Annotated in this window: 20 protein-coding genes and 1 tRNA gene; 8 read left to right on the top strand and 13 right to left on the bottom strand. The window is 33.1% G+C overall.

Features of this window, described 5'->3' with window-relative positions:
- Positions 1 to 29 precede the first annotated feature (29 nt).
- A tRNA-Arg gene (locus ACFSJT_RS14050) sits at positions 30 to 103 on the top strand.
- A 296-nt stretch (positions 104 to 399) separates the two neighbouring features.
- Here the strand turns inward: ACFSJT_RS14050 and ACFSJT_RS14045 are convergent.
- From ACFSJT_RS14045 to ACFSJT_RS14015, 7 genes are all read right to left on the bottom strand, one after another.
- Positions 400 to 645, bottom strand: a complete 246-nt coding sequence (locus tag ACFSJT_RS14045; protein WP_378320925.1) for a hypothetical protein — start codon at positions 643 to 645, stop codon at positions 400 to 402.
- A 47-nt stretch (positions 646 to 692) separates the two neighbouring features.
- Positions 693 to 1694: a recombinase family protein gene (locus ACFSJT_RS14040; protein ID WP_378320924.1), complete on the bottom strand. Its 1002-nt coding sequence runs from the start codon at positions 1692 to 1694 to the stop codon at positions 693 to 695.
- Between the two features lie 212 nt (positions 1695 to 1906).
- Positions 1907 to 2557: a hypothetical protein gene (locus ACFSJT_RS14035; protein WP_378320923.1), complete on the bottom strand. Its 651-nt coding sequence runs from the start codon at positions 2555 to 2557 to the stop codon at positions 1907 to 1909.
- Complete coding sequence (locus ACFSJT_RS14030; protein WP_378320922.1) at positions 2554 to 3072, bottom strand: P-loop nucleotide/nucleoside kinase family protein; 519 nt, start codon at positions 3070 to 3072, stop codon at positions 2554 to 2556. Before ACFSJT_RS14030 ends, ACFSJT_RS14035 begins: the two co-directional genes overlap by 4 nt.
- Positions 3073 to 3085: 13 nt before the next feature.
- Complete coding sequence (locus ACFSJT_RS14025; protein WP_378320921.1) at positions 3086 to 3394, bottom strand: hypothetical protein; 309 nt, start codon at positions 3392 to 3394, stop codon at positions 3086 to 3088.
- Between the two features lie 9 nt (positions 3395 to 3403).
- A complete protein-coding gene (locus ACFSJT_RS14020) occupies positions 3404 to 4435 on the bottom strand; it encodes a phosphoribosylaminoimidazolesuccinocarboxamide synthase (protein ID WP_378320920.1) in 1032 nt (343 codons plus the stop codon).
- Positions 4423 to 5838: a hypothetical protein gene (locus ACFSJT_RS14015; RefSeq protein WP_378320919.1), complete on the bottom strand. Its 1416-nt coding sequence runs from the start codon at positions 5836 to 5838 to the stop codon at positions 4423 to 4425. Before ACFSJT_RS14015 ends, ACFSJT_RS14020 begins: the two co-directional genes overlap by 13 nt.
- A 630-nt stretch (positions 5839 to 6468) precedes the next feature.
- Between ACFSJT_RS14015 and ACFSJT_RS14010 the strand changes: the two genes are divergently transcribed.
- The 7 genes from ACFSJT_RS14010 to ACFSJT_RS13980 all read left to right on the top strand — a co-directional run bounded on the left by ACFSJT_RS14010 (position 6469) and on the right by ACFSJT_RS13980 (position 12412).
- On the top strand, positions 6469 to 7239 hold the full coding sequence (locus tag ACFSJT_RS14010) for an inositol monophosphatase family protein (RefSeq protein ID WP_378320918.1): 771 nt from the start codon (positions 6469 to 6471) through the stop codon (positions 7237 to 7239).
- Entirely contained in the window at positions 7236 to 8288 is a 1053-nt protein-coding gene (locus tag ACFSJT_RS14005) for a Gfo/Idh/MocA family protein (protein WP_378320917.1), read from the top strand. The genes ACFSJT_RS14010 and ACFSJT_RS14005 overlap by 4 nt, the downstream gene beginning before the upstream one ends.
- 2 nt (positions 8289 to 8290) lie before the next feature.
- Positions 8291 to 9565: a DegT/DnrJ/EryC1/StrS aminotransferase family protein gene (locus ACFSJT_RS14000; RefSeq protein WP_378320916.1), complete on the top strand. Its 1275-nt coding sequence runs from the start codon at positions 8291 to 8293 to the stop codon at positions 9563 to 9565.
- Positions 9534 to 9848 carry a MazG nucleotide pyrophosphohydrolase domain-containing protein gene (locus ACFSJT_RS13995; protein ID WP_378320915.1) on the top strand — a complete coding sequence of 105 codons (315 nt, stop codon included), beginning with the start codon at positions 9534 to 9536 and terminating at the stop codon, positions 9846 to 9848. The genes ACFSJT_RS14000 and ACFSJT_RS13995 overlap by 32 nt, the downstream gene beginning before the upstream one ends.
- Before the next feature lie 245 nt (positions 9849 to 10093).
- A complete protein-coding gene (locus ACFSJT_RS13990; RefSeq protein WP_378320914.1) occupies positions 10094 to 11113 on the top strand; it encodes a GMP reductase in 1020 nt (339 codons plus the stop codon).
- Between the two features lie 150 nt (positions 11114 to 11263).
- On the top strand, positions 11264 to 11671 hold the full coding sequence (locus ACFSJT_RS13985) for a DUF2452 domain-containing protein (RefSeq protein ID WP_378320913.1): 408 nt from the start codon (positions 11264 to 11266) through the stop codon (positions 11669 to 11671).
- A gap of 585 nt (positions 11672 to 12256) precedes the next feature.
- Positions 12257 to 12412 (top strand): hypothetical protein, encoded by a 156-nt coding sequence (locus ACFSJT_RS13980; RefSeq protein WP_378320912.1) that lies wholly within the window; start codon positions 12257 to 12259, stop codon positions 12410 to 12412.
- 583 nt (positions 12413 to 12995) lie between these two features.
- Here ACFSJT_RS13980 and ACFSJT_RS13975 read toward each other — a convergent pair.
- From ACFSJT_RS13975 to ACFSJT_RS13950, 6 genes are all read right to left on the bottom strand, one after another.
- Complete coding sequence (locus tag ACFSJT_RS13975) at positions 12996 to 14657, bottom strand: alpha/beta fold hydrolase (protein WP_378320911.1); 1662 nt, start codon at positions 14655 to 14657, stop codon at positions 12996 to 12998.
- A 337-nt stretch (positions 14658 to 14994) separates the two neighbouring features.
- Positions 14995 to 16665 (bottom strand): tetratricopeptide repeat protein, encoded by a 1671-nt coding sequence (locus ACFSJT_RS13970; protein ID WP_378320910.1) that lies wholly within the window; start codon positions 16663 to 16665, stop codon positions 14995 to 14997.
- 170 nt (positions 16666 to 16835) lie between these two features.
- Positions 16836 to 17606 carry an N-acetylmuramoyl-L-alanine amidase gene (locus tag ACFSJT_RS13965; protein ID WP_378320909.1) on the bottom strand — a complete coding sequence of 257 codons (771 nt, stop codon included), beginning with the start codon at positions 17604 to 17606 and terminating at the stop codon, positions 16836 to 16838.
- 130 nt (positions 17607 to 17736) lie between these two features.
- Positions 17737 to 18441, bottom strand: a complete 705-nt coding sequence (locus ACFSJT_RS13960) for a hypothetical protein (protein ID WP_378320908.1) — start codon at positions 18439 to 18441, stop codon at positions 17737 to 17739.
- 261 nt (positions 18442 to 18702) lie between these two features.
- Positions 18703 to 20760: an eCIS core domain-containing protein gene (locus ACFSJT_RS13955; protein ID WP_378320907.1), complete on the bottom strand. Its 2058-nt coding sequence runs from the start codon at positions 20758 to 20760 to the stop codon at positions 18703 to 18705.
- 244 nt (positions 20761 to 21004) lie between these two features.
- Positions 21005 to 22372 (bottom strand): eCIS core domain-containing protein, encoded by a 1368-nt coding sequence (locus ACFSJT_RS13950; protein ID WP_378320906.1) that lies wholly within the window; start codon positions 22370 to 22372, stop codon positions 21005 to 21007.
- Positions 22373 to 22411 lie beyond the last annotated feature (39 nt).

Here is a 22411-nt window from a genome sequence, read left to right as displayed (position 1 = left end):
ATTATATTTGCACCCGCAATAGCAAAAAAGGCCTCGTAGCATAACTGAATAGTGCACTTGATTACGGCTCAAGAGGTTGCAGGTTTGAATCCTGCCGAGGTCACTAAAAGAGATAAATTTAACATTTATCTCTTTTTTATTTTATTGATATTAAGATAATTACAAGTGTTTGGTTCGAACTTTGTCTTATTAGGTTTCTATTTCCAAAAATATATAAAACACTGTTTGCCAATAACATAAGGTTCGAACCTCTCCGTTTAGGGTAAAAAAACTACCTTACATTTGTTTTTAGGGATGTAACCTAATTTTTTCATTTATTATTGATTCCAAAAGATCTTTTCCCTTACGGAAATTTAAAGTTTTAAATTTCTGGGGCAGATCAATATATTTTTTAAGTTTCTACATTCTACTTTGGAATTCAAATACCGGATTAAAATTCTTTAACCTTAAAATCTCATTTTCAAAAACTTTGATCTTTTTTGCATACCGGATCTTTGAATTCTTAAATGTTTCCGAGTCTATTAGTCCTTCAAAGAACCTATCTTCCACCTTAGCTATTATGTCTTTTAATTTTGTTATTCGTTTACTTATTCTTTGTTTCTTTTTCTGAAGTGATTTTTCTTGTATTTGTATTTCTTTTTTCACCTTCTTTTTCGCTGTATTGAATTGCTCTCTGTTGATACTAATTTTTTCTAAGTGTTGATCAAAAAGCTTATGGGCTTTTTAATTGACAACCTTTCCCTACAACCATCTCTACAATGGTAGTAATGATACTTCTTATTAGGATTGCTTCCCGTTGAAGCGCTAGCAGTCAAAACCTTGTCGCATTGGGAACATTTGATATATCCACGAAGAGGGTACAAATGATTTTTCACCCCTTTTTTAGTTGTATTGTTTTTTGATCCAGAATTTAACCTTTCTTGAACCTTTTTAAACAAAGCTGTGGGTATAATTGGTGGATGAAGTCCTTCAATGAATTCAATTGTTTGGTTTTCATCTGATTTTAATATTACTTTACCTATATAAACTGGGTTTCTTATTAATTTGTAAAACTGCGAAGAAGATATTAGCATTCCTTTTGTCCTCATTTGTACCCAGGCTTTTCTTATGCTGATATTTTGGGTTGATATTAACAAGAAAGTGTCTAAAACTTGACGTGCGTTTTCATCTGGTATTAGAGTAGATTTATTATTTGGCAAACGATAATTGATATATCCATACGGTGATTTGCCTGTCCAACACCCTTCTTTAGTTGCTTTTTCTAACCCTTCTTTTACTCGTCTTGATAACCTGTCATTTTCGATTTCAGATAAAGTTAGGTACAGTGCTAACTTGATCTTACTTTCTGGCAAACTTAGGTCCAGTGGGTTATCATCTGAATTTAACCCAATCTCACGTTTCTCAAACCATTCAATTTCTTCATAAGCTTGTTTAGCATTACCTGAAAATCGATCCCATTTTGTGAAAACTATTTTGTCAATCACAGTATGGTATTTATCACAATAGTTTTTTAGCTTCTTCCATTGAGAACGATCAAAGGTTTTTGCGGAATAATCTTCTTCATAGTGCTTCAAAATGTTGTATTCTGCTTTTTCAGCAAAGCTGGATAAATGTTCTTTCTGGAAGGCAAGGCTATAGCCTTGTTTTTTCTGTTCCTCTGTAGATACTCTACAATATGTGATTATATTATTCATGGCTAAGTTATTGTATTAAAAATAAAGCTCTGAGAATATATGAAGACCTGTTTAGGATTATATTATTTCGTAAAAACGTTTCAATCGTATATTACCAAATTACCCTTTAGAAATTTTTAAATATGTAATTCTTCGAATTAGATTTTCTGCTGTTATGTACTGAATAATTTTAAAGATTGAGAATCATAGAAATTGTGAAATTGCTAACTACATTAAAGTGAAACTTTTTTTTCCATTATCATATCTAATAGGCTTTTATAGATTTTTGTGGCATTGATGGTATTCTTAATATATAATTTATGACTAACATATTGAAGCACTTCTAACTCAATTAATTGCAAGTGTTTTATAGTTCTTCCGGTTTCGATTATATCTATAATAGCATCTGCAAAATTGAGCAAAAGGGCATTTTCATGGCAGCCATTCATGGGAATGAGTTTGACCTCTATACCTTTGTTATCAAAATATGTATTAGCGATATCTATGAAACGTGTAGCAACCCTTAATCCATCTTTTATAGGTAAAGGAGTCTTTGAGATCAGTGATAGTCTACAAGGTTTCACTTCCTTATTAAAAAAATCAAAACTTTTAAATTTTGATTTTTCATTGAACCATACTGAACTTCCTAAAGCAATATCAATGTAGTTATTATTGAGCATCCAACTTAAGTCCGAATGTCTTGCTTTTACAAATAACATATTGCGAACATCATCTAAAAAAAATGTAGCACTAGATAACAAAAATTTCTTAAAATCTTTGTTATCACTATAACCAAACAGCCAGCTATATTGCTCAACACCTCGCCCCTTTCCTAATCCTATGACATGTTTATATGTATTTTGATGTATGTTTTTAATCCTCATAAGTAGGTATTTAAAATCTCATTGATCTTTTGTAATGCACCAGTTATAGAAATATGATCTGTTTCAATCACTGTACTTCCGCAAACCTTGGCAATCTTAAGGTACGTGTTCAAATAATGACTATGATAAGCATCTTCAAACTGTTTTTCACTTGTACGCTTACTTAAACGTGATTTAATGGTGGTTAGTTCTGCAGAGCATAAAAAGGAATATATGGGATGCGGCCAACATATTCTATTATGTTCTGGTAACAAGGATAGTACGGTTATCCAATGCCTATCAAAAATTAAAGGTCTAGTATGATCTATATAGGCAAGCATTGCTTCATTAATTGCTTGCTTTCCAATAGCACTTACCTTATCAAAATATTGATTATCAGCAGCTTCAATAAGATCAATACCTGATTTACCACCAAATGGACGTACATAAATACCATTATGTTGCTCTACTAGTTGCTTTGCTAATGTTGTTTTTCCTACACCATCGTGACCATCTAGTGCTATAATAATGCTCATAAAAGTCTTGTGTTTAATATGGCATAAGCTTTACTTGTTTATTTTTATCATCTAGATTAAGCCAATAATGACGAGTCTTTCCACCTTGTAATAAAGTTTTAGCCTCTGCGCGTAAAGTCATCATACCCTTTTTAGAAATTCTCCAGGTTTTGTCCTTTTTTGAATACTTACGTGATAAGATAACACACTTGTCATCTACTCTTATACTGACTTCTGAGGCCTTATTAACCTCCATACCCAATGATTTTCTTGCAGCAACAGGTAAGGTAATTACTCCGCTTGGTGAAATTTTTAGTCGTTTGTTTTTTACTTCTAGTTCCATAATTACTATTTATTGATTAAAAATTAAGTCATATAATAATTCGTATTGTGTTGCAATGTCTTTTTTACTGCCCCCTTTGCGCCAAATATCCTTATCATAGCTCTGAGCATCTTCATCTATACTTTGCCGTACTCTCATACAGTCTGGGCTAATTTCTCCAAAAAAACAATTACCATCCTTATTAATGAAATAACAAATATCTACTAAGACTAAATTGGCTTTTGCAAAAAGAGATTCTAACCAAATAAACGTATCACTGGCGAGCTGTTTTGCCTGTGGAATATTTTTCATCCATATCGAAGCATAATCATCAGATATAGGCTCGTCAGCTAAGCGTGCCCCATGTTCATCCGTTAAAGGGTGCCGCCAATCAAAACAGACAATTGGTTTATCGAAACGGGTCCAATTGAATAGCGGTTTTTTGTCTTTTTGTAAGGTATCGTAACTCTCTGTAAAACGATAACGATGAACTGGAGATCCAACATGGTATCGTTTAACACGTATTTCCAAATTAGAGGTTACCATTCTTTCCTGAACCAAATAAATTCCCGTTTCATCTTCTATACAACCTAGAAACGCATTCTTAAGGTTCTTGCCAGAGATTTTTGCATAACGATTCATTTGCCTAAATACTTCAGAGGTAAATTTAACTCTTAAATTATCGGTAGTATCAACAACTCCATAGCGATTATGAGTGTATGAATAAATGGTAGGTTTAAATTTCTCGATAACAATTTTATCATTTAAAAGCTTGATAATTTTACTTTCACCCTCTACTAAAAGTCTTAGAGCATCAAAATCAAAGGGTATTTGAATTATAATATGCTCAATATAGTCCTCAATAGTTACATTTTTAATTGACGATAATTGTGCACATGATATACAAAGATTATCTGAGACTTCATTCGCATCAGCTATTAACCAATTGAGCTCAATATCTAGAGCAGCCATTTTATCTTGAATTGCCTCTGTATAATTACCAGGAACGGTATCCTTTTTAATATTTAGGCGTATTGAAGATTGATCTATTAGTGTTTGCATTGATTAAATTTTAATGGTTTGGCTTTTATTGTTTTTGTTACATTTAGCTGATAATCATATATATGTAATATTTCCTGTGCTGCCCAGGTAGAATAGGAAATAGCCAAGGTGTGGTCACCATCTCTTGATAATTGTTTTAGATATTCAAGGTTGAAGTTTAACCTTGTCCTAGCCCAAGCTTTTATGCTTTCATTGGAACGCACATTTCCGATACATCCATCTATGCCTTTAGCTATATTTAGTGGAATCTTTATGAAATAATCTAATAAATTCCTTTTGTCGTCATTTTGTGTAGTAATAGATTGAACATGTGCACCCATACCCATTAACTGTCTAAAACGAATAAAACCAAAACTGAAATTACGTAATAGTAAGTTTTCCTTTTTTTTATGAGGCACGATAATATCCCCATATAAGCAAATGGCATGATCGTATAAGTTATCACCAGAAGCTAATTGATAAATCCAAAAATCATGGTTATCATATAGTCCAATATTTAGTTCTTTGTTATTATAGGTAGGTGATTTTCCATCCAGTTCGATTAGAGCTTTATCCAGATTTCCAACAACTATAATAAGATCATAGTCCGAAAAATTCTCACTATTAGTAGCAGAACCATATAGGAGTATAGATTTTAAATTGGTACCTAAAATCTTCTTCAAATTAGAAATAAAACCAAAACGTTCTTCTTCCTTGGAGTTAAGTTTTCGTTCTTTTATGAGCTTTCGCTCAGCTTTTACATCTCTCATTAACACTGAAAGCAATTTTGAATAAAAATATTTTATTTGCTTTAAGGCTATTTTAGGTTGTGTTTTGATATATTGTGATGTTTGAAGTACAAATGATTTGATATCTTCTGAATCTATCCCATCTAACCCCATGCTTTTTATCATTTGACCAGCTTGCCAAAGTCTATTAAGCTTACTTTCTATGGTGCCTAAAGACCATCTATTTTGTATAATAGCTGCACTAAGTGTAACACCTGATAGAAAAATTAATGATTGTAAGTAATATCTACTTGTACCTATCCCTAGTGATTTAGATATAGTAATATTGATCTCCTTATGCCTTACATTAGAAATATAGTCAGATAAAAGCTTTGTACTTGCCGTTCCTCTAGTTAATGAATAAAAAAAATTAGGATGAAATAGTGATGCATAACCAATTATTCTAGTAGTGAAGATCCTAGGATTTTTAATTTGCAATGTTGCTGCCTTTTTAAAAAAGAAATTATAGTCCTTAGAACAAAGTTCTTTATCAACAAAAATAAGGGTATATATATTCTCTTTAGAATTTTTCCAGTCTGGAGGCATTTCCACAATTTCATGACCAACATAGGATAACCTTTCAAATACTGAGTTTAGACTTTGCCCATAAGTTTTATTTACAATCATATTTAACATAAGAAAAGTGTTTATCTATTGTTAAAAGGTTCAAAATAAATTACATTTAGTGTCCTAGTTATTAGATCAATAACCTTTTTCTCTTGTTTAATGTAGTTATCCAGATTTTCCATTTTTAGAAGTATGGTTTTAATAATTAGCTAAATAAAGCTACATATTCTGACCTATACAATAATAAAATATGCTTAATGAGGTATTTATATTTAATATGTAATATTAAATTAAAGGTGGGGTTAATCACTAATAACCTAGTGATAATATAAATATAATGAAAATATTTTAAACCGTTACATACACATTTTGCTTCTACTCCTTTTTCATTTTTACCTTAAAAGCTTAAAGCAATTATTCTCAAACCCAACTATTATTTTAGTTCTCTAATATTGATTATTATGGTTTAGTTTCAAGAAAGGAATCAATTAACTTTTTTTAACACTGTTCATTAATAAAACTTCCTTTAACATTTAAAATGTTATTTATAATAGGCTTGCCACTATATTTTAACTTAATAAAATATTAAAATACGGAAAAGGCATAATAATTTTGATGGATAAAGATATTTAGGTGAAATATGTTTTTTTTTAAATTTATGATAAAGAAAATGCATAAATATTGTTATAATCATAAAAAATGAATACAAACGATTTACTCCCCTTTTTTAAAGAATTGACTGATAAAACATCAAATATTTGTAAAGAATACTACAGAAAACCGATCAAAGTGAAGGTAAAAAAAGATAAGTCACCTGTAACAATTTTAGATAAAAAAGTTGAGGAAAAAATCATAGATTGTATCTCAAGAGAATTTAGTGGGCATAATATTTATACTGAAGAAACAGGAATAATAAATCGTACTGGATCTGAATTTGAATGGGTAATTGATCCAATAGATGGAACAAAAACATTTATTCATGGTGTTCCACTCTTTGCCACATTAATAGCACTTCTAAAAAATGGTATCCCAATAGTGGGTATGTATCACAACCCTATATTGGAAGATTTAGTTGTTGGAGATAATCAAATTTGTATACATAATGACAATCCAACTAAAATGAGATCTTGTAATCATTTTAGTGATGCAGTAATTCTTACAACTGATCATTTTGCTATCGGACAATTTCAAGACCAAGATAGGTTTGATAACTTAATAAAAAAGTGTAAGATGTATAGAACTTGGGCGGATGCATACGGATATTTTTTATTAGCTACCGGATATGCTGATATAATGATTGATCCTATAATGTCTAGATGGGATGCACTAGCTTTGATTCCTATTATCAAGGGTGCTGGCGGGGGTATTACTGACTATCAAGGTAATAGTCCTATTGAAGCAGAAAGTATTATTGCTGCACCCAAGAATTTACTTCCTGATATTGTTAACCTCTTAAATCCTAATATATGAAAAAGTTTAATTTAGCCTTAATAGGTTGTGGAAACCAAGGGGCTTCACATTTATCATCTATAATTGATTTACACAAACAAGGCAGAATATGCTTCAGCGGTATTTGTGATAAAAATGAAGATCATATTTTTAAATTTAAAAAAACTATCGACTTTGAAATTACAACATCCACCTCTTATATCGATTTTTTAAATGATAATGATATAGATATTGCTGTATTATCATTACCCAATGATTTATACAAAGAAGTATTAGAAATTTGTTTTAGAAGAGGAATACATGTACTAAAAGAGAAACCATTCGGACTAAATTTAAATGAATCTATCAGCTATATAGAACTTTCAAGAAAACATAATTGTTTACTCAGGATAGCGCAACAACGAAAACATCATATTTTTTACAAGAAAGCTTCAAACTGGATTAAGAGTATTGGAACTATAAGATTTATAGATTATAAATTTACCTTAAACGATACAAAAAATTCATGGTATTGGGTTAAAGAAAAAGGTGGAGGTAGCTGGTATGGCCTAGGTTGGCATGCCTGCTTTGTGATTCATTATTTTTTAGGACTCCCAGAAATGATACAAGCAAAATTTTTGACATCTCAAAAAAGAAATTTTGATTACTCGACTGATGATACTGTATTCTTAGAATGTAAATACAATACTGGAACAATAGTAAAAGCCTTATTGAGTGTTGTATCAACCGATAAAAAGGAAGAAATCTATATGAGTGGTTCTCTTGGAAATATCAGATTAAATCGTAAGGAAGTGACACTCTTCAGTAACACTGGAGAAATATTAGATCACGATAATAATTATTATCCTTGGGAACTAGCATACAGTGAACAACTAAGTGTTTTTATTAGCGATTGTGAAAGACTAGATAAAGAAAAAAATAATATAGAATTATTAAACGGATGTGAAACAATGCAAATGGTCGAAGCAGGTTTTATGTCGGCAAAAAATGAAGGAATAAATGTTTTTTTGCCAAATATAATGTCCCAAGTAAATAGTCGAAAAAATCATCTAGAACAAAATTTAATCTAATCATGAAAAATAGCACGTTAAACAGTAGTAATAGGACTATCACAAAAATGTTACCTCACGAAATTTGGCCTCCTGATGCACTTGATATCGAATTACAAGAACTTTCAAAACAAAGAAATGAAGATATCGGAATCAAGGGTAAAACTGGTCCTATAAAAGAGTTCGAAGAAAATTTTTTAGCATTTTTAGAAAACCAGTCAAAATATTCTATTTCATTTAACTCTGGAACATCTGGTTTACTAGCAGCATATTTTGCAATTGGAATCAAAGAAGGGGATGTAGTTTTAGGTCCTGGACTAACCTATCATGCCGCCTTAAGCCCTGTTTTTTCATTACAGGGAAGCGTGAGACTTATAGATATCGACATTAATAGTAGATGTATTGATTTTAAAGAAATTGAAAAAAACATTTGCGAGAGTACCAAAGCAATTACAGTTGTTCATCAATGGGGCTATCCTTGCAATATGGATGAGATAATTAAAATTGCACAGAAGTATAATTTAAAAATTATAGAAGATTGTTCTCATGCTCATGGCTCAAAATATAAAGGCAAACTTTGCGGAACGTTTGGAAATGTTGCTGTTTTTTCACTACAAACTAACAAAGCCATCTTTGCCGGAGAAGGTGGGATTTTAGTGACAAATGATAAGGATATATATTATAGGGCAACCTTGTTAGGTCATTATAGAGATCGTTGTAAATCCGAGATACTCGAAAAGGAGCTAAACGATTATTGGGCAACAGGTTTCGGACTCAAATTAAGAATGTCACCTTTTAATGCGATCGTTGCTAAATACTCTCTCCAAAACTTTCCTAAAATTAAAGAAGGACGTCATAAATGTTTAAACTATTTTAATGAAAGATTAAAAGAGGTCAATTACCTTCAAAATATTGATATTTCTAATAATGTAGATATGGGAGCTTGGTATGGTTTCAAACCACTTTACAAAGAAGGTATTTTACAAGGTATTTCTCGAGATGAACTCGTCCAAATTCTACAGAAAGAGGGCATGGAGGTTTCAGCACCTTCTGGAAAATGCTTGGCAAACCAGCCATTGTATTCTGAATTTCCTGATAGGATGTTCCCTTTACAAAAAACAAAAGTGGTAAATAATATAGAATCTTTACCTGTTTGTAAATATGTCGAAGATAATGCATTATCACTCCCAACATTTTATGACTGGGAAAATGATAAAATCATAATTGATCAGTACATTGAAGTGTTTAAAGAAATAGAATATCAACATGGAAAGAAACAGCATACAGGAACTCGTTAAAGATTTTGTTTTAAAAAACAAATACGAAACTACCATTGAAATCAGAATGTTAGATTTATTATCTGAATTAGGTGAATTATCGAAAGAACTTATAATTTCTTCTAATTATGGAAAATTAGAAATATCTACCGAGGAAAAAATTAAGGATGAATTTGGCGATGTTTTATTTTCATTAATTTGTATTGCCAATTTATTAGAAATAAATATGGAACAACAGATAATAAAAACTTTGGATAAATATAAAAAGAGATTAATTACTAAAGGCAGGATATCATCAAATTAAAATAAAATTTAGAGTCAATATTTTTTATTTCAAAAAAGGGATAAATGAACTCATCTTGAGTCAAGGTTTAAGCCGAAAAATTTGGTTTTGTGACATAATGAAGTAAAATTTTTAAGTCATAGCCTTAACCACGATGCAAAAATTTCACAAAATCAGGGTGCATAATGGAAGTTTTGCAGGCAAAAATGACATTCAAGATGAGTTCAATAAAATAAGTTCGATTTTATAATTTTAAATAGGAAAAAATGAGAATAGAAGATGATTTAAAGTTAGGTTTCAAAGATGTAATGATTCGCCCTAAAAGATCGACAATCAAGAGCAGATCTGAAGTAATACTTGAAAGAAAATTTATTTTTTTGCACAGTAACTATTCTTGGGATGGGATTCCAATAATGGCTTCGAACATGGATACGACAGGAACTTTTGAAATGGCAAAATCCTTATCCCAGATAAAATTATTTACTGTAATTCATAAACACTATTCTTTAGAAGATTGGTCAACGTTTTTTACTAATATTTCTGATGAAATTACTAAGTACATTGCCATTAGTACAGGAATTAAGGAAAAAGATTTCACTAAACTAAATAAGATTTTAGGTTTTTATAACCAATTAAAATTCATATGTGTGGATGTAGCTAATGGGTACTCAGAAAGTTTTATTTATTTCATAAAAAAGTTGAGATCAAAGTACCCTGATAAAGTTATTATTGCGGGTAATGTGGTAACTGGAGAAATGGTAGAAGAGCTAATATTATCCGGAGTAGATATAGTAAAGGTTGGTATTGGTCCTGGTTCAGTATGTACAACTCGTAATAAAACAGGTGTTGGATACCCACAATTGTCAGCAATTATCGAGTGTGCAGATGCAGCACATGGATTAGGAGGACATATTATAAGTGATGGGGGTTGTACAACGCCAGGAGATATAGCAAAAGCCTTTGGTGGTGGAGCAGATTTCGTGATGTTGGGAGGAATGCTCGCAGGACACGTAGAAAGTGGAGGAGATATCCACTATGAAAATGGAAATTCTTACAAGCAGTTTTATGGAATGAGTTCATTCACTGCCATGGAAAAATATTCTGATAAAATTGCTGAGTATAGGGCTAGTGAAGGTAAAACAATCCAAGTGCCTTTTAGAGGAGAGGTTCGAAAAACCTTAAGAGATATTTTAGGAGGATTAAGAAGTTCATGTTCATATGTAGGAGCCAAGAGATTAAAAGAACTTACTAAGAGAACAACTTTTATTAAAGTCTTAGAGCAATAAAAGTCTTATAAGGTTTTTAAATGAATAAATATTTCGAGTTTTTATAATGAGTTTAAAGGCAATTTGTAACCAGAAATAAGATACGATAAATTTAGTTGAGTCATTCATTATATAGCCAAAACATTACATAAGAAAATTAAGACAAAATGAATGGATAAAAAAGGAAAACCAGTTAATATTGTTTATGACAATGAAAAAAAAGTTTACGATGCAGCATTAAGACCTTATGCAACTAACTTGTCCGCACCTAAAATTACAATTATAGATAATTCTGGTTGGAAAAATGAAAATCTTCATAAGATAAACAAGTATATTGAAACGAGATATAATGAGCTAAAGGAACAATATAATAGACTGATAAAACAATATGAATGTAATAAGTTATTATATCAGGCCAAATTTAGTTTTGAACCTACTATTGGAGAAACATACCACTTGTATAAAGATAAAGATGAAGAATCTTTTCTTTCAATTATAGCTCCTAAAGAATGTAACTTTGAGCACTTAGGTAGTTTTAGGCTTAATGCGGATAAAATGTGGGAAAGTATCCAAATATAGATATAGAGGAAGATAATTATTAAGTAAAAACCTCGTGAACTTATAATTTTAATATTTAGGACGTACTGATGTTTTAGAGAACATTGAATTATGTTAAGCTGTCTTAAGCTCTTTTAATAACTAACTGATTTTCAAAATTTTTTAGTTAAAATAGTCCGGTATTTGTCTGTCCAAGGTCACTTAAAGATATAAATTTAATACATTGTAGATGTAGAGTAAAACGTCTTTTCTTCAGAGTCATATTTTATAATCCCTACTGCTTAGGTAAATTACTAGTTTTGAAATTGTCCCTAAAATTCCTATATAAGTGTTACCTCCAAAATTATGTCAAATAGAGATTTTTCAAAGCACTTGATTCACTGATGATTAACCCTAAATCGCTAACTAAAAAGTTCGAACTCTCTCCTGCGGAGTTCACTTTTAAGACAAAATTTACAGGTGCGAGACAATATTGTCTCGCTTTTTTTGTTCATTTATAATGAAGAAATAATAGCAATCGTTATTATTCAATTAGATATACCAGCTTAGACAAAACCTCGATTGTCTTTAAATGTTCGAGTTATAGATAACTAAATTATCATTATTATGTTACACAGAGTTTTAGAGAATGCAAAAGTACTAACTAAAAACCAACAGAAATTTGTAAATGCTGGAGGAGTTTGTCACAAACCCATCGTAGATCCTTGTACTCCTGAAGTTGAAGAGTGGAGTAATGTTTATTGTCAATGTGTTCGCTATTAAGATGGATTTTTAGTGAAGAAGGGTGTTTTTAATGAATGCCCTTTTTTATTAGAATTAAAAATTAATAAATCTTCCTATCTCTCCAAAAGTTATAAAGACTAACAAGCTTTTTTCAGCATATATTCTTCCTCAAAGTATTTGTTAACATTATCTAAAAATTCAGTAGAAAAGTTCGAACTCTGGAAGCTTGGGGTCACTAAAAATGTTAATGACAAGCGAGTTTCAGAAATGAAGCTCGCTTCTTTTTTGAAACAAAGCGAAGCGATTCTTTTTGTGATTCTCAAAGCCGAGCTTTGTTCTGGATCATGAAGTAATCCTGTAGGAGTTACTAAAAAGTACTAGTGAAAATAGGTAAAACTCTGAAAATCAAATAATTTGGACGGTTTTATTGCTTTTTGGATTACTTTTTTGACGTAAAATGTTGAAAAATCATCAACAAATTTATAAATGTCCACAATTTTTATAATTTGATCTAAAAAACACCATAACCAATACATTTCTAAGAAATCCAAAAAATTTTATTTTGCTAACACAAGGTTTTTTGCAAAGTATAACTTTACCTTGTGGGAGAAATTTTCTGCTGTTAGTTTATCAGATCAGACGGACTTACAGCGAATTCTTTTTTAAAACATTTGGAAAAGTAAGAAGGGCTCGAAAATCCTGTTTGAAAAGCTATTTCGGAAATTGTACTATGATTACTTATTAATAATTCTTTTGCCTTATTTAAGCGAATTGAAGAAATCAATTGATTTGGAGATTTATTAGTAATCGTTTTTAGTTTTCGTTGTAATTGTCGTTCACTAACCCCTATCTCTTTACAAAGCATGGTTACTCCAAAATAATCATTGCTAAGATGGTTGTTTATATTTTGAATGACTCTTTGTAAAAAAGAGTCTTGACAAGAATCTTTAATTTGGGATATATTAGGAACTGTAGTTTCTTGCTTCACTTTTTTAGTTGCTGTAAACAAAAGCATTGAGCTTCCTAATTCTGTTTTAAAAACTGTTTTATTGGGCATAAAGTCAATATCCACACCGACAAGTAAATTTTTTACCGTTTGAGTAATTATAATTTGATTAGGACTGGATTCATTTGTTACAAATGCCACAAAATCTTCTGTTTCTTCGCAAATACAATCTACAACAGAACATTCTTTGATGTCAATACCAATCGAAATTTGGGCATTCAAACTTTGAACAGCCTCTACAAGTTCTGTACTACAATATACAGCTTTACTAGGCCCTTCAAAAGTGATGGTAAACGTATTTTCGGTACCAATTACTATATTCCCTTTATATTTATTTGCAAATTTCCTAATCAAATTTCTAACAGTATACCGATACGCTTCAGCTGCTTTTAAATGACCTACCACAAAAGTGTACAGCTTTCTTTCATAAACAGGTTCAGAAGCGATTTCTATTTTATCTACAAACGATTTTATCTCTTCTAGAACTTCCTGAGTATTACCTACCCAGAACAAATGATCATTTCCTTCAAGTTCTATTAATAACGAATCTGGGATACGATCTGCAATAAATCTGCCTTCTTCGATCTTAACATCAATATCCCCTACTCTTTGTAGCAATAACGTAGGCACTTTAATAGACCCTAAAATATTAATGATATCTACTTGCGTATTCATTTTGGTTAATACCATTGCGGCTCTTGGACTTGCTCCAGAGCGAAAGTAATTTGCTAACCATTCCATAAATACTTCATCCTGTGCTTTTGATGGTGCTAAGGATTCCAGGTTCATAGCTCCACTGCCCCAATTATTGGCTATCATATCATACACTTCCTGACGCTCTTCGTCTGTCGGCGCCCAGGGGTACTCTTCAGAATATCTTCGTTTTGCAAAGATTCCAAAAGCAATCAAAGAGACTACCCGATCCGGGTAGGTTGCACTAAATAATGCAGAAACACTACTCCCTTCAGAATGGCCAAAGAGTATGGCTTTTTCTGATCCCGCTGCATCCATAACGGCCGTAATATCTTCCATACGCTCTTCCAGTGTTGCAAACTCTACTACTCTGTCTGATAAACCAGTTCCTCTTTTGTCGAAAAGAATAACTCTGGCAAACTTTCCTAGTTCCTCAAAGAAATTAACCAACTCTGGACAAGCCCACATCCAATCTATATTGGAAACCCAGCCCGGAATATATACTAAATCAATAGGTCCAGAACCAAAAATTTGATAGGCTATATTTACATCTTTGCTCTTTGTATATTTAGTCTCAGGTTTCATAGAATATATCCCGTTTTTCTATTTGATAAAATTGTATAGTAGTTGTTTTGAGTAGAAATTATAAATAGTAAACAACCTTATCTAAAGTTAAACATCACTTTCTTAAACAAAGAAATAAACAAGGAATCTAAATGTCAAAAAAAAGGGGGTAGCAAAAGAGTATCAAACAATTTAGATTTTTTATTTTCAGTGTTTTAAATAAAATTCGATGTGCTGGATTTTACTTATAATTTCTTTAAATAATAACAAGATATTCCTCACAAAATAGGCTTTTGTAAATTAAAGAGCATGCAATTTTAATCAAAAAACAGTTTACAGGGAATGTACTTTTAATACCTTATAGCCTGATATTTTTACTTTCAATAAAAGCTATAATATCTTGTTCAGAACCTAAACCAAGTTTTTTACGAATACGATATCTTGAGGATTTTATAGCCGCTACCGTTGTGTTTTGAAGCTTACTAATTTCTGTAGTGCTTAGCCCCATTTTCATAAGACAAAGAAGCTCTTTTTCCTTTGGTTTTAATTTGGAAAAATGTTGATCAAGGAGTATTTTAAAATCAATATTTACCTCATCAAGGTACGTTTGTAAACTTAAAGATGATTTTTTAGAATCTTTCTCTGATAATAGGGAAGCAGATATGGAGCGTAACGCAGACTTACGTTCTCTCTCATCCTCGAGAGCTGTAACTTGTTTAATATCATCTATGGTACTATTAAGGACTTCTTCTCTAACAGAGCTTTCTACCACCACTTTTTTAAGTTCTTGTTCTCGATTTGCGAGTGCTAAGGCGGTTTTTAATTTTTCCATCTCTGCTAGTTTAGCCTTATTTGCAACCAGTTCTAATTTTTGTCTATTGTTTTTTCTAATAAAATAGATTAAAAACAAGGCTGCCAGAGCCGTAATAACGAGTAACCCTAAATACAATTTCTTTTTAGTAGATTCATTCTTGAGGTTTACGGCAGCTAGTTCCTTTTCTCTTTTATACTGATATGCAAATTCCAGATTGGCAAAACGTTTTGTCGTACTTTCTTTTACTATAGAATCTTTGTATTTATCCTGAATTAAAAAAGCCTCATAAGATTCTGAGAATTTTTTATCATTATAAGCTATTCCAACTTTGGCATGGTATGCCGATTGTATCAAAAATAACGAATTCACCTTTTTTGCAAAGAAAATAGCACTGTCTATATGTGCATGTGCTTTGCTATACTCTTTTTGTTTGTCGTATACTTTTGCTAGATTAGAATGATTATGCGCCCTGACGTTATAAGCAGTTGGATCTAACAATCTAAGGTTTTCTTTATAAATATTGGCAGCTAGGTCGTATCTATCATTATTTGCATAGATACTGGCTAAATTTCCCTTTATTTGTAGCCTTAGTGTCTTAGCGGTATCAACTTCTATAGCCTTTTTCAAATAATATGTTGCAGAATCAATCTTTTCCTGTTTACTAAAGACTAGTCCTATTCGATTTAACGTAAGTGCTTGTCCTCTACCCGACTTCGCCTTTTCATGAAATACTAATGAACGTTTATGAAATTGTTTTGCTTTCTCAAAATCCATTTGTCTCGAGTATGTATTCCCTAGATTACTTAGCGCCCGACCCACGATCATATCATATCCAATCTCTGTCGCAATATCTAAGGACTCATTGGCATATTGCAATGCTGCTGCAGTATCTTGTAAATTCAAGGATACGCTTGACAAACTATATAATAATTCTGCTTCCATTTTTTGATAATGATAGCTATTATATCCTTTGTCCTTAATTGTTTTATGAACATCGAGATAGATTTCTTTGGCAATATTACCATCAAAATAGGCCAATTGACCCGCTAGTTTCAATCTAAGTGATAACCGTAAAGAATCTGAATCTGCCTTTTCTATTTCTAGTTTGGTGGCTTCAATCTTTTGAGTTCGTGTATCTGTAAACTTATTTTCTGCTTGTGAATAAGAGAAAAGAGAGAGTAAACATAACAGGGGAAATAAAAATTTAGGTTTCAAGGTAGAGTATTTTAAATAAAATTAGTAGTAAAACTTTAATTTTAGTAAAAATACAACTTCACGCTAAATTTTCTAACACCTTTGTGTTTTCTAAATCAAAAATTATAGAAAATTACCCCTCATAGTAGCACAAAACGACAAATGAAGGTAGTTTCCTGAAGACGATCTGGTTACTGTAAGCCTTTCATAACCCGACCCCAATCAAAGGCAGGGCCGATATCCCATTTTCCAGAAGGTCTATAATTTACATGAGAAGTAATCCCTAGAAAATTAATCAACTCTTCTTCTGCAACGATTCCATATCGTTTATCTTCTGGCAAAAATGTAGCAGGAATATCATATTCGGCAGTTAAGTAACGAAGTAACAACTGCAAACTATGGTATTGTCGCCTTGTAAATTTGGCATAGTATACTTCTCCACGATAAGGCAACTCCAACTTTGTATAAAACTGTTTTTCCCTAATATCACAATACACATCGGTATCACTATACACCGTAACCAATTTGTTATCTATTCTCTTTAAAAAACCAATATTAGAAAGTTCTATTGCAATGGTTCGCTTGCCACCCCTGGTATTGCCACCTATGGCTCCTGAGCCCAGATGATATGACCAAAAGGCAGAAGACCATAAGTTAAGTATCTTACCATTTCTTGCGATGATAAACGGAGTTGATACATGATTATTAGGTCTAGATAATGCAGCTACATCCCCTTTTAAGTACCCAGCAGTATAATGTAGTACAATTTGTGTTTTTGCATTTTTCTCCTGATAATAAAAAGAAGCATCTCCATTTTTGGGCCTACAATTTATATAAGGCATCACCTCACTAGTTCCCTTAATTGGTACAGTCATTTCTGTTAACACAAATTCTTTTCCGTCTGAGTCTCTTCCTGTTTCAAAAAAGGTTTTTTCGTGATTGGGTATACTTGTGGCTTTCATGAAATACTTGAATTAGATAATCGTTTGTCCAAAAGTATCTCGAAACAGGTGTTTTGACTATCACAAAACCGCCAAATGCAAGAAATTTTAAGACAGGTTATTGACTTGAAATATTTTTTCAAAAAACAACCTAATGCTTCTTCAAACTTTTTTCTGTTTGAAAGGTTTTGATCATTTTTTCAAAATCTTTATGAATTTTCCCTTTTACTAACCAGGCTACTGCAAAGGCATATACCGCTACCCACTCTAACCAAAAGGTATAGGCAGGAAACACCTCATCCATGTTTATTTTTAGTATTTTCTCGATCGCAAAAATTATAATAAGAGCCCCCACAGAAGCCCAAACGATTATACCACTCCTGCGAAATAATCTATTCTTGGAGGCTGATGCATCGTGATTTAAAACAAATTTGTAAAAACTCATATATCCCAACAGAAAGAAAAATGAAGCTGCACTTAATAAGTGAATAGCTCCCAGGAATCCGTTAGATTCGTGACCAAATAAATACGGATAGTCTGTAAAAAATAAGGTTCCTAAAGGGTTTTCTGATTTGGTAGGAATCAGCACGGTAACCAAAATACATATTCCCGCTACCGTAGTGATCAAACGATCGCTAAACGACTCACCTTCTTGTTTTGGATATCCTCTATAGTTTAGTAAGATCAAGCCAAAAGCCGACAGTATTAAAATAAAAAATACGCCTCCTGCTGTATAATAATAATGGCTCATACTAGAGAGTAAATCCTGATGGGTTACTAAAAGTAGTATGGGTAGTGCTAATCCTAAAATTCCAATTGTTTTTCTTAGTGAATACAATGTTGTTTTATCCTGCATAGTGTACTGATTTATGTTACTTCAAATGTAGTACAGCAATACACTTAACAGTTATCAAAAAACCGGTAAATAGAGGGAAAATTGCGACATTTTTGGCATCAAGACCTGTAGGACTTCGGAAATCTGACAGGTCTGAGTTTTTACTTTTTTAAAATCTATAGTTTATAAAGCCCCGAAGTTGTAAACTTCGGAGAGAAAGGATTAATATTTTATTATTTATTCTGTTTCCAGGCTTATTCCTAATCTTTATGGCGTTAACGACTAAATGGGAGGAAAGTTCCAGAACCAATTGACGGGAGTATCTGTCAGCTTAGTGTCCGGCCTTGCTCTTTCGTAGTACGAAACACGCAATCCTGTATCTTCAACTGCATTTGTATAATTAGCCTTATAAGCCCAGTGTTTCAGAAACAATTTCCTAGTAGGCGTCTTTTCCTCACCAAGCCAATGAAAAACCAGTTCTCCAGCCCCATAACCTACTCGTGACTTACCCGGTTGGGCTGCAAACTCTGGGAGCAATGCCGATGCTTCCATATTGGTATCACGGCGATCACCAAATTTGGCAGCTACAAAGTGAGATTGATTGGTCACTTCACTGCCCTCAAAGACGATGGTACCGCCAAATTTCTGTACCCCTTCACGGATGATACGAGAAATCTCCATTGTGGCACTGATATCGGGATCCCATCCTTCGAGATAAAGATATTTGAAAAAATTCTCATCCGGATGGTCTTTTTTGCCGTCGAGTAGAAAGTTTCTCGGTCTAGAATTTGCCGACCAACCCTGATTTTCCCAGTTACCTCCACCGAGTGGGTAATTCTTGCGGAAGGTGGTATCCATGCTCTCTGTATGGTCATAGTCTCCTGCATAGCCCATCATCTTGTGTATATATTCGCCAATGATCGGGTTCGCCATCATATGCCAGGTTTCAAATTCTTGCCCTCCGTAATACATATCCATCATCTGAGCACTCTCACCATTATCTGCGGCGTTTGCCTGTGCTCTGAGGAATCCTGCGTTCCTCATACCCGCGGAATAAGAACCTACGTTAGGACCCAAACGCTTCGTCTTGGCAGCTTTAACTTGTGCAAAAAAGTTCCCGAATCTGTATACATTGTTTTGCATTTCGCCTGTTGTGCCATAGAAAAACGTTGTGTTTTTGAAAGTCTCTGCCAATAGCCTGACATCTGCGTTATCAGGCCTTACTGGGACATTACCTCGTGCATCCGTACCCGCAGATTTTGCAGCGTATTTTTCACGGTTTTTCTTCATTCTTCTCAATGCATCTATAGGCTCACCGACCGGCGTGACCACATCATTAGCACCTTTAATATCATTCGCAGATAATCTCGAAAGGCCTGGTACCTTTTGACCATCAAGGTAATCTTTCACATCTTTAATGGTGAAGAACATTGGATTGTCTGATTTTAGGGCCTCGCGCAGTGGATTATAGTATTCTTTTGGATATTCTTTGGCTCTCGCTTTCTTTAAAGTTTTTTCGAGTTCACGCAGTCGCTCATTGTTTGCTTTACGAACATTTATATCGATGCCTCTTCGTTTGTTTTCATTTTTAAGTTTTTGGATCGTTCTTTCCAATTTTGGGATGCTAAAACGGTTGACTCTGTGCGTAATCTCTTTGTCTTTGGCTCTAAGTAATTTATAGTAGCGCGATCCTTTTTCAAATTTATCATATAAATCTGTTATAGTTATTATTTTATAGCCATCATTTTCATCGACAAGTTTGGTTTGAATTACTGACGTGTTTTGTGTTTCAGCTCCAGATACCCGCTCACCAAAAGTCTTACCGCTTGGTGAACCACTAGCTTGAATCGATTTAGCACCCATCACATCTGCTTCTTTCTCTAACCCTGCATCATCGTTTATATTTACTTTACTTTTTAGCTGTTTAGTAGGCTTCACCCGTCCTTGTTTTTGCTGTACTACATGCCAGGCTTCGTGCGGCAAATGTTTTTCCTGTCCGGGCGCCAGATGGATATCGGTACCTTGTGCGTAGGCGTGTGCTTGTAGTTGAGCTGGTTTACTGGAGTTATAATGTACTTTTACGTCATCCATACTGTAACCAGATAAATTTTCGATACCGGATTTTAGGTTGTCAGGTAATCCTGTGTTGTTTTTCCGCTGGATCAGATTTGTACTATCTTCAGAACCAGAACCTCCCATGGCTGATCTTAACTTGCGTTGTACCGCTATAACAGAACGATTGTCTACAATTGTAGCTTCACCTCCCGAACTGGATTCTTGTTCTACACGTTGTATGGCTTCTTGTTGTGGTTCTTGGGTATTTTCTTGTGATGCTTTCATTATATTTACTATGTTTTTATTCAACCAAAAGTCAAGTATATCTAGCACGGATTGCAAATCCGCGCCATCGGGGGTGTAAACTGCAGAGATTGCAAATCCATGCCATTGGATTTAGAACTCGAACCCTTTTCTTCTCACTGTTGACGCCACTAGTTACAAACTAGCGGGAGCGAGGGATTCTACAGGTAAATAAATTTATAGCAAGGATTGCAAATCTGCCTCATCGGATAAGAGTATATAACTTTTAGTTATGTACTCCGTTTAGTATAGTAACAAACTCCATACAGTCTTTCTTATTTGGTTGAACCTTTTCTAAGATTTTCATTAGTACCTCTAACTTTTCAACTGATAAATAATCTCTCAAAGAACGCCTCAAATCATTCATACCTGTATTATTTATTATTGTATCTGAGTGAGCATCTCCTGTATTACCTAATAAAACATTGTACGCAGTTTTAATAAATGATTTATAGTCGTCTTCAGTGAATTCTGTCTCAAAAACATTATCTCGATGATCAACAACAGCGGCTCCAAAGTCTGTAATCTTTACGTCACCATTTTTACTTAAAACATTTTTCTGTGAAATATCATTATGAGTAATCTTATTAAAATGCAACTTCGAAAGTCCATTCCATAAACCTCTAACCAAAGATATCCTTTCAACTAACTCATCTGGTAACTCCTTATTTAATGAGTGGTCTGCTTTCTCTAAAACTATAATCTCTTTTTCTTCATTATAGCCGATCCCAGATATCCAGTTTTTACTCTTTATGACAGACTCTTCCATCTTCTCTAGTGCGTCCTTCTCAGCATCAAAACTATTATCTCTGATCACTTTCACTATTACGTCTCTACCGTTAAAAGAACCAATGTAGATGTCTCCATTAGCCCCTGCACTTATCTTTTCGAAATAAAAAAAAGACACATCCCCTATATTAGTATTATTATGGAAAGATTTTATTGACACTTTATTTGGGGTATTGTCTTTTACAAATTTCTTTGCGTCTGCCCAAGTGTGATTCCCTTCCCCCATAGTATCCATTATTCCTCCTATACCAATACATTGGGCAACTGATGAATTCTTTTTTATTTTTGTCTTAGTCGTTCTTTTTTTTTGACAATTCTTATTTTGTAACGCCTTAACACCCATTACATCTGCTTCCCTTTCTAACCCAACATCATCATTGATATTCACTTTACTTTTTAGCTGTCTGGTTGGTTTTACCCGTCCCTGCTTTTGTTGTACCACATGCCAGGCTTCGTGGGGTAAATGTTTTTCTTGGCCGGGTGCCAGATGAATATCGGTGCCTTGTGCATAGGCATGCGCTTGTAGTTGTGCCGGTTTGCTAGAGTTGTAATGTACTTTTACATCGTCCATACTGTAACCGGATAGGTTTTCTATTCCCGATTTTAGATTATCAGGTAAGCCAGTATTATTCTTTTTTTGTATGGGTTTTTCATTACTACCCATAGATTGTTGTAGTTGTCGTTGATCGATAGTAGAGGTACGGTTATCCTTTAATTGAGCCGTACCTCCGTTGCCAGGTTCCTGAGAAACCCTTGGGGTAATCGAGCTCTGAGACTCTAGAGTTTTATCTACTTGTGTTTTCATAGTTTTTTGTTTGTGTCCTAAATTTTACTATGCTCATAT

This window comes from Aquimarina celericrescens (assembly GCF_042682765.1).
Classification (GTDB): domain Bacteria; phylum Bacteroidota; class Bacteroidia; order Flavobacteriales; family Flavobacteriaceae; genus Aquimarina; species Aquimarina celericrescens.
The sequence above is the reverse complement of the archived record's forward strand: the minus strand, read 5'-3'. Positions and strand labels throughout refer to the sequence as shown.

What these genes read in the sequence shown, in the direction of transcription:
- ACFSJT_RS14040 (WP_378320924.1), bottom strand. Translation starts at nt 1,694, where the DNA reads ATGAATAATATAATCACATATTGTAGAGTATCTACAGAGGAACAGAAA.
- ACFSJT_RS14035 (WP_378320923.1), bottom strand. Translation starts at nt 2,557, where the DNA reads ATGAGGATTAAAAACATACATCAAAATACATATAAACATGTCATAGGA.
- ACFSJT_RS14030 (WP_378320922.1), bottom strand. Translation starts at nt 3,072, where the DNA reads ATGAGCATTATTATAGCACTAGATGGTCACGATGGTGTAGGAAAAACA.
- ACFSJT_RS14025 (WP_378320921.1), bottom strand. Translation starts at nt 3,394, where the DNA reads ATGGAACTAGAAGTAAAAAACAAACGACTAAAAATTTCACCAAGCGGA.
- ACFSJT_RS14020 (WP_378320920.1), bottom strand. Translation starts at nt 4,435, where the DNA reads ATGCAAACACTAATAGATCAATCTTCAATACGCCTAAATATTAAAAAG.
- ACFSJT_RS14015 (WP_378320919.1), bottom strand. Translation starts at nt 5,838, where the DNA reads ATGTTAAATATGATTGTAAATAAAACTTATGGGCAAAGTCTAAACTCA.
- ACFSJT_RS14010 (WP_378320918.1), top strand. Translation starts at nt 6,469, where the DNA reads ATGAATACAAACGATTTACTCCCCTTTTTTAAAGAATTGACTGATAAA.
- ACFSJT_RS14005 (WP_378320917.1), top strand. Translation starts at nt 7,236, where the DNA reads ATGAAAAAGTTTAATTTAGCCTTAATAGGTTGTGGAAACCAAGGGGCT.
- ACFSJT_RS14000 (WP_378320916.1), top strand. Translation starts at nt 8,291, where the DNA reads ATGAAAAATAGCACGTTAAACAGTAGTAATAGGACTATCACAAAAATG.
- ACFSJT_RS13995 (WP_378320915.1), top strand. Translation starts at nt 9,534, where the DNA reads ATGGAAAGAAACAGCATACAGGAACTCGTTAAAGATTTTGTTTTAAAA.
- ACFSJT_RS13990 (WP_378320914.1), top strand. Translation starts at nt 10,094, where the DNA reads ATGAGAATAGAAGATGATTTAAAGTTAGGTTTCAAAGATGTAATGATT.
- ACFSJT_RS13985 (WP_378320913.1), top strand. Translation starts at nt 11,264, where the DNA reads ATGGATAAAAAAGGAAAACCAGTTAATATTGTTTATGACAATGAAAAA.
- ACFSJT_RS13980 (WP_378320912.1), top strand. Translation starts at nt 12,257, where the DNA reads ATGTTACACAGAGTTTTAGAGAATGCAAAAGTACTAACTAAAAACCAA.
- ACFSJT_RS13975 (WP_378320911.1), bottom strand. Translation starts at nt 14,657, where the DNA reads ATGAAACCTGAGACTAAATATACAAAGAGCAAAGATGTAAATATAGCC.
- ACFSJT_RS13965 (WP_378320909.1), bottom strand. Translation starts at nt 17,606, where the DNA reads ATGAAAGCCACAAGTATACCCAATCACGAAAAAACCTTTTTTGAAACA.
- ACFSJT_RS13960 (WP_378320908.1), bottom strand. Translation starts at nt 18,441, where the DNA reads ATGCAGGATAAAACAACATTGTATTCACTAAGAAAAACAATTGGAATT.
- ACFSJT_RS13955 (WP_378320907.1), bottom strand. Translation starts at nt 20,760, where the DNA reads ATGAAAGCATCACAAGAAAATACCCAAGAACCACAACAAGAAGCCATA.
- ACFSJT_RS13950 (WP_378320906.1), bottom strand. Translation starts at nt 22,372, where the DNA reads ATGAAAACACAAGTAGATAAAACTCTAGAGTCTCAGAGCTCGATTACC.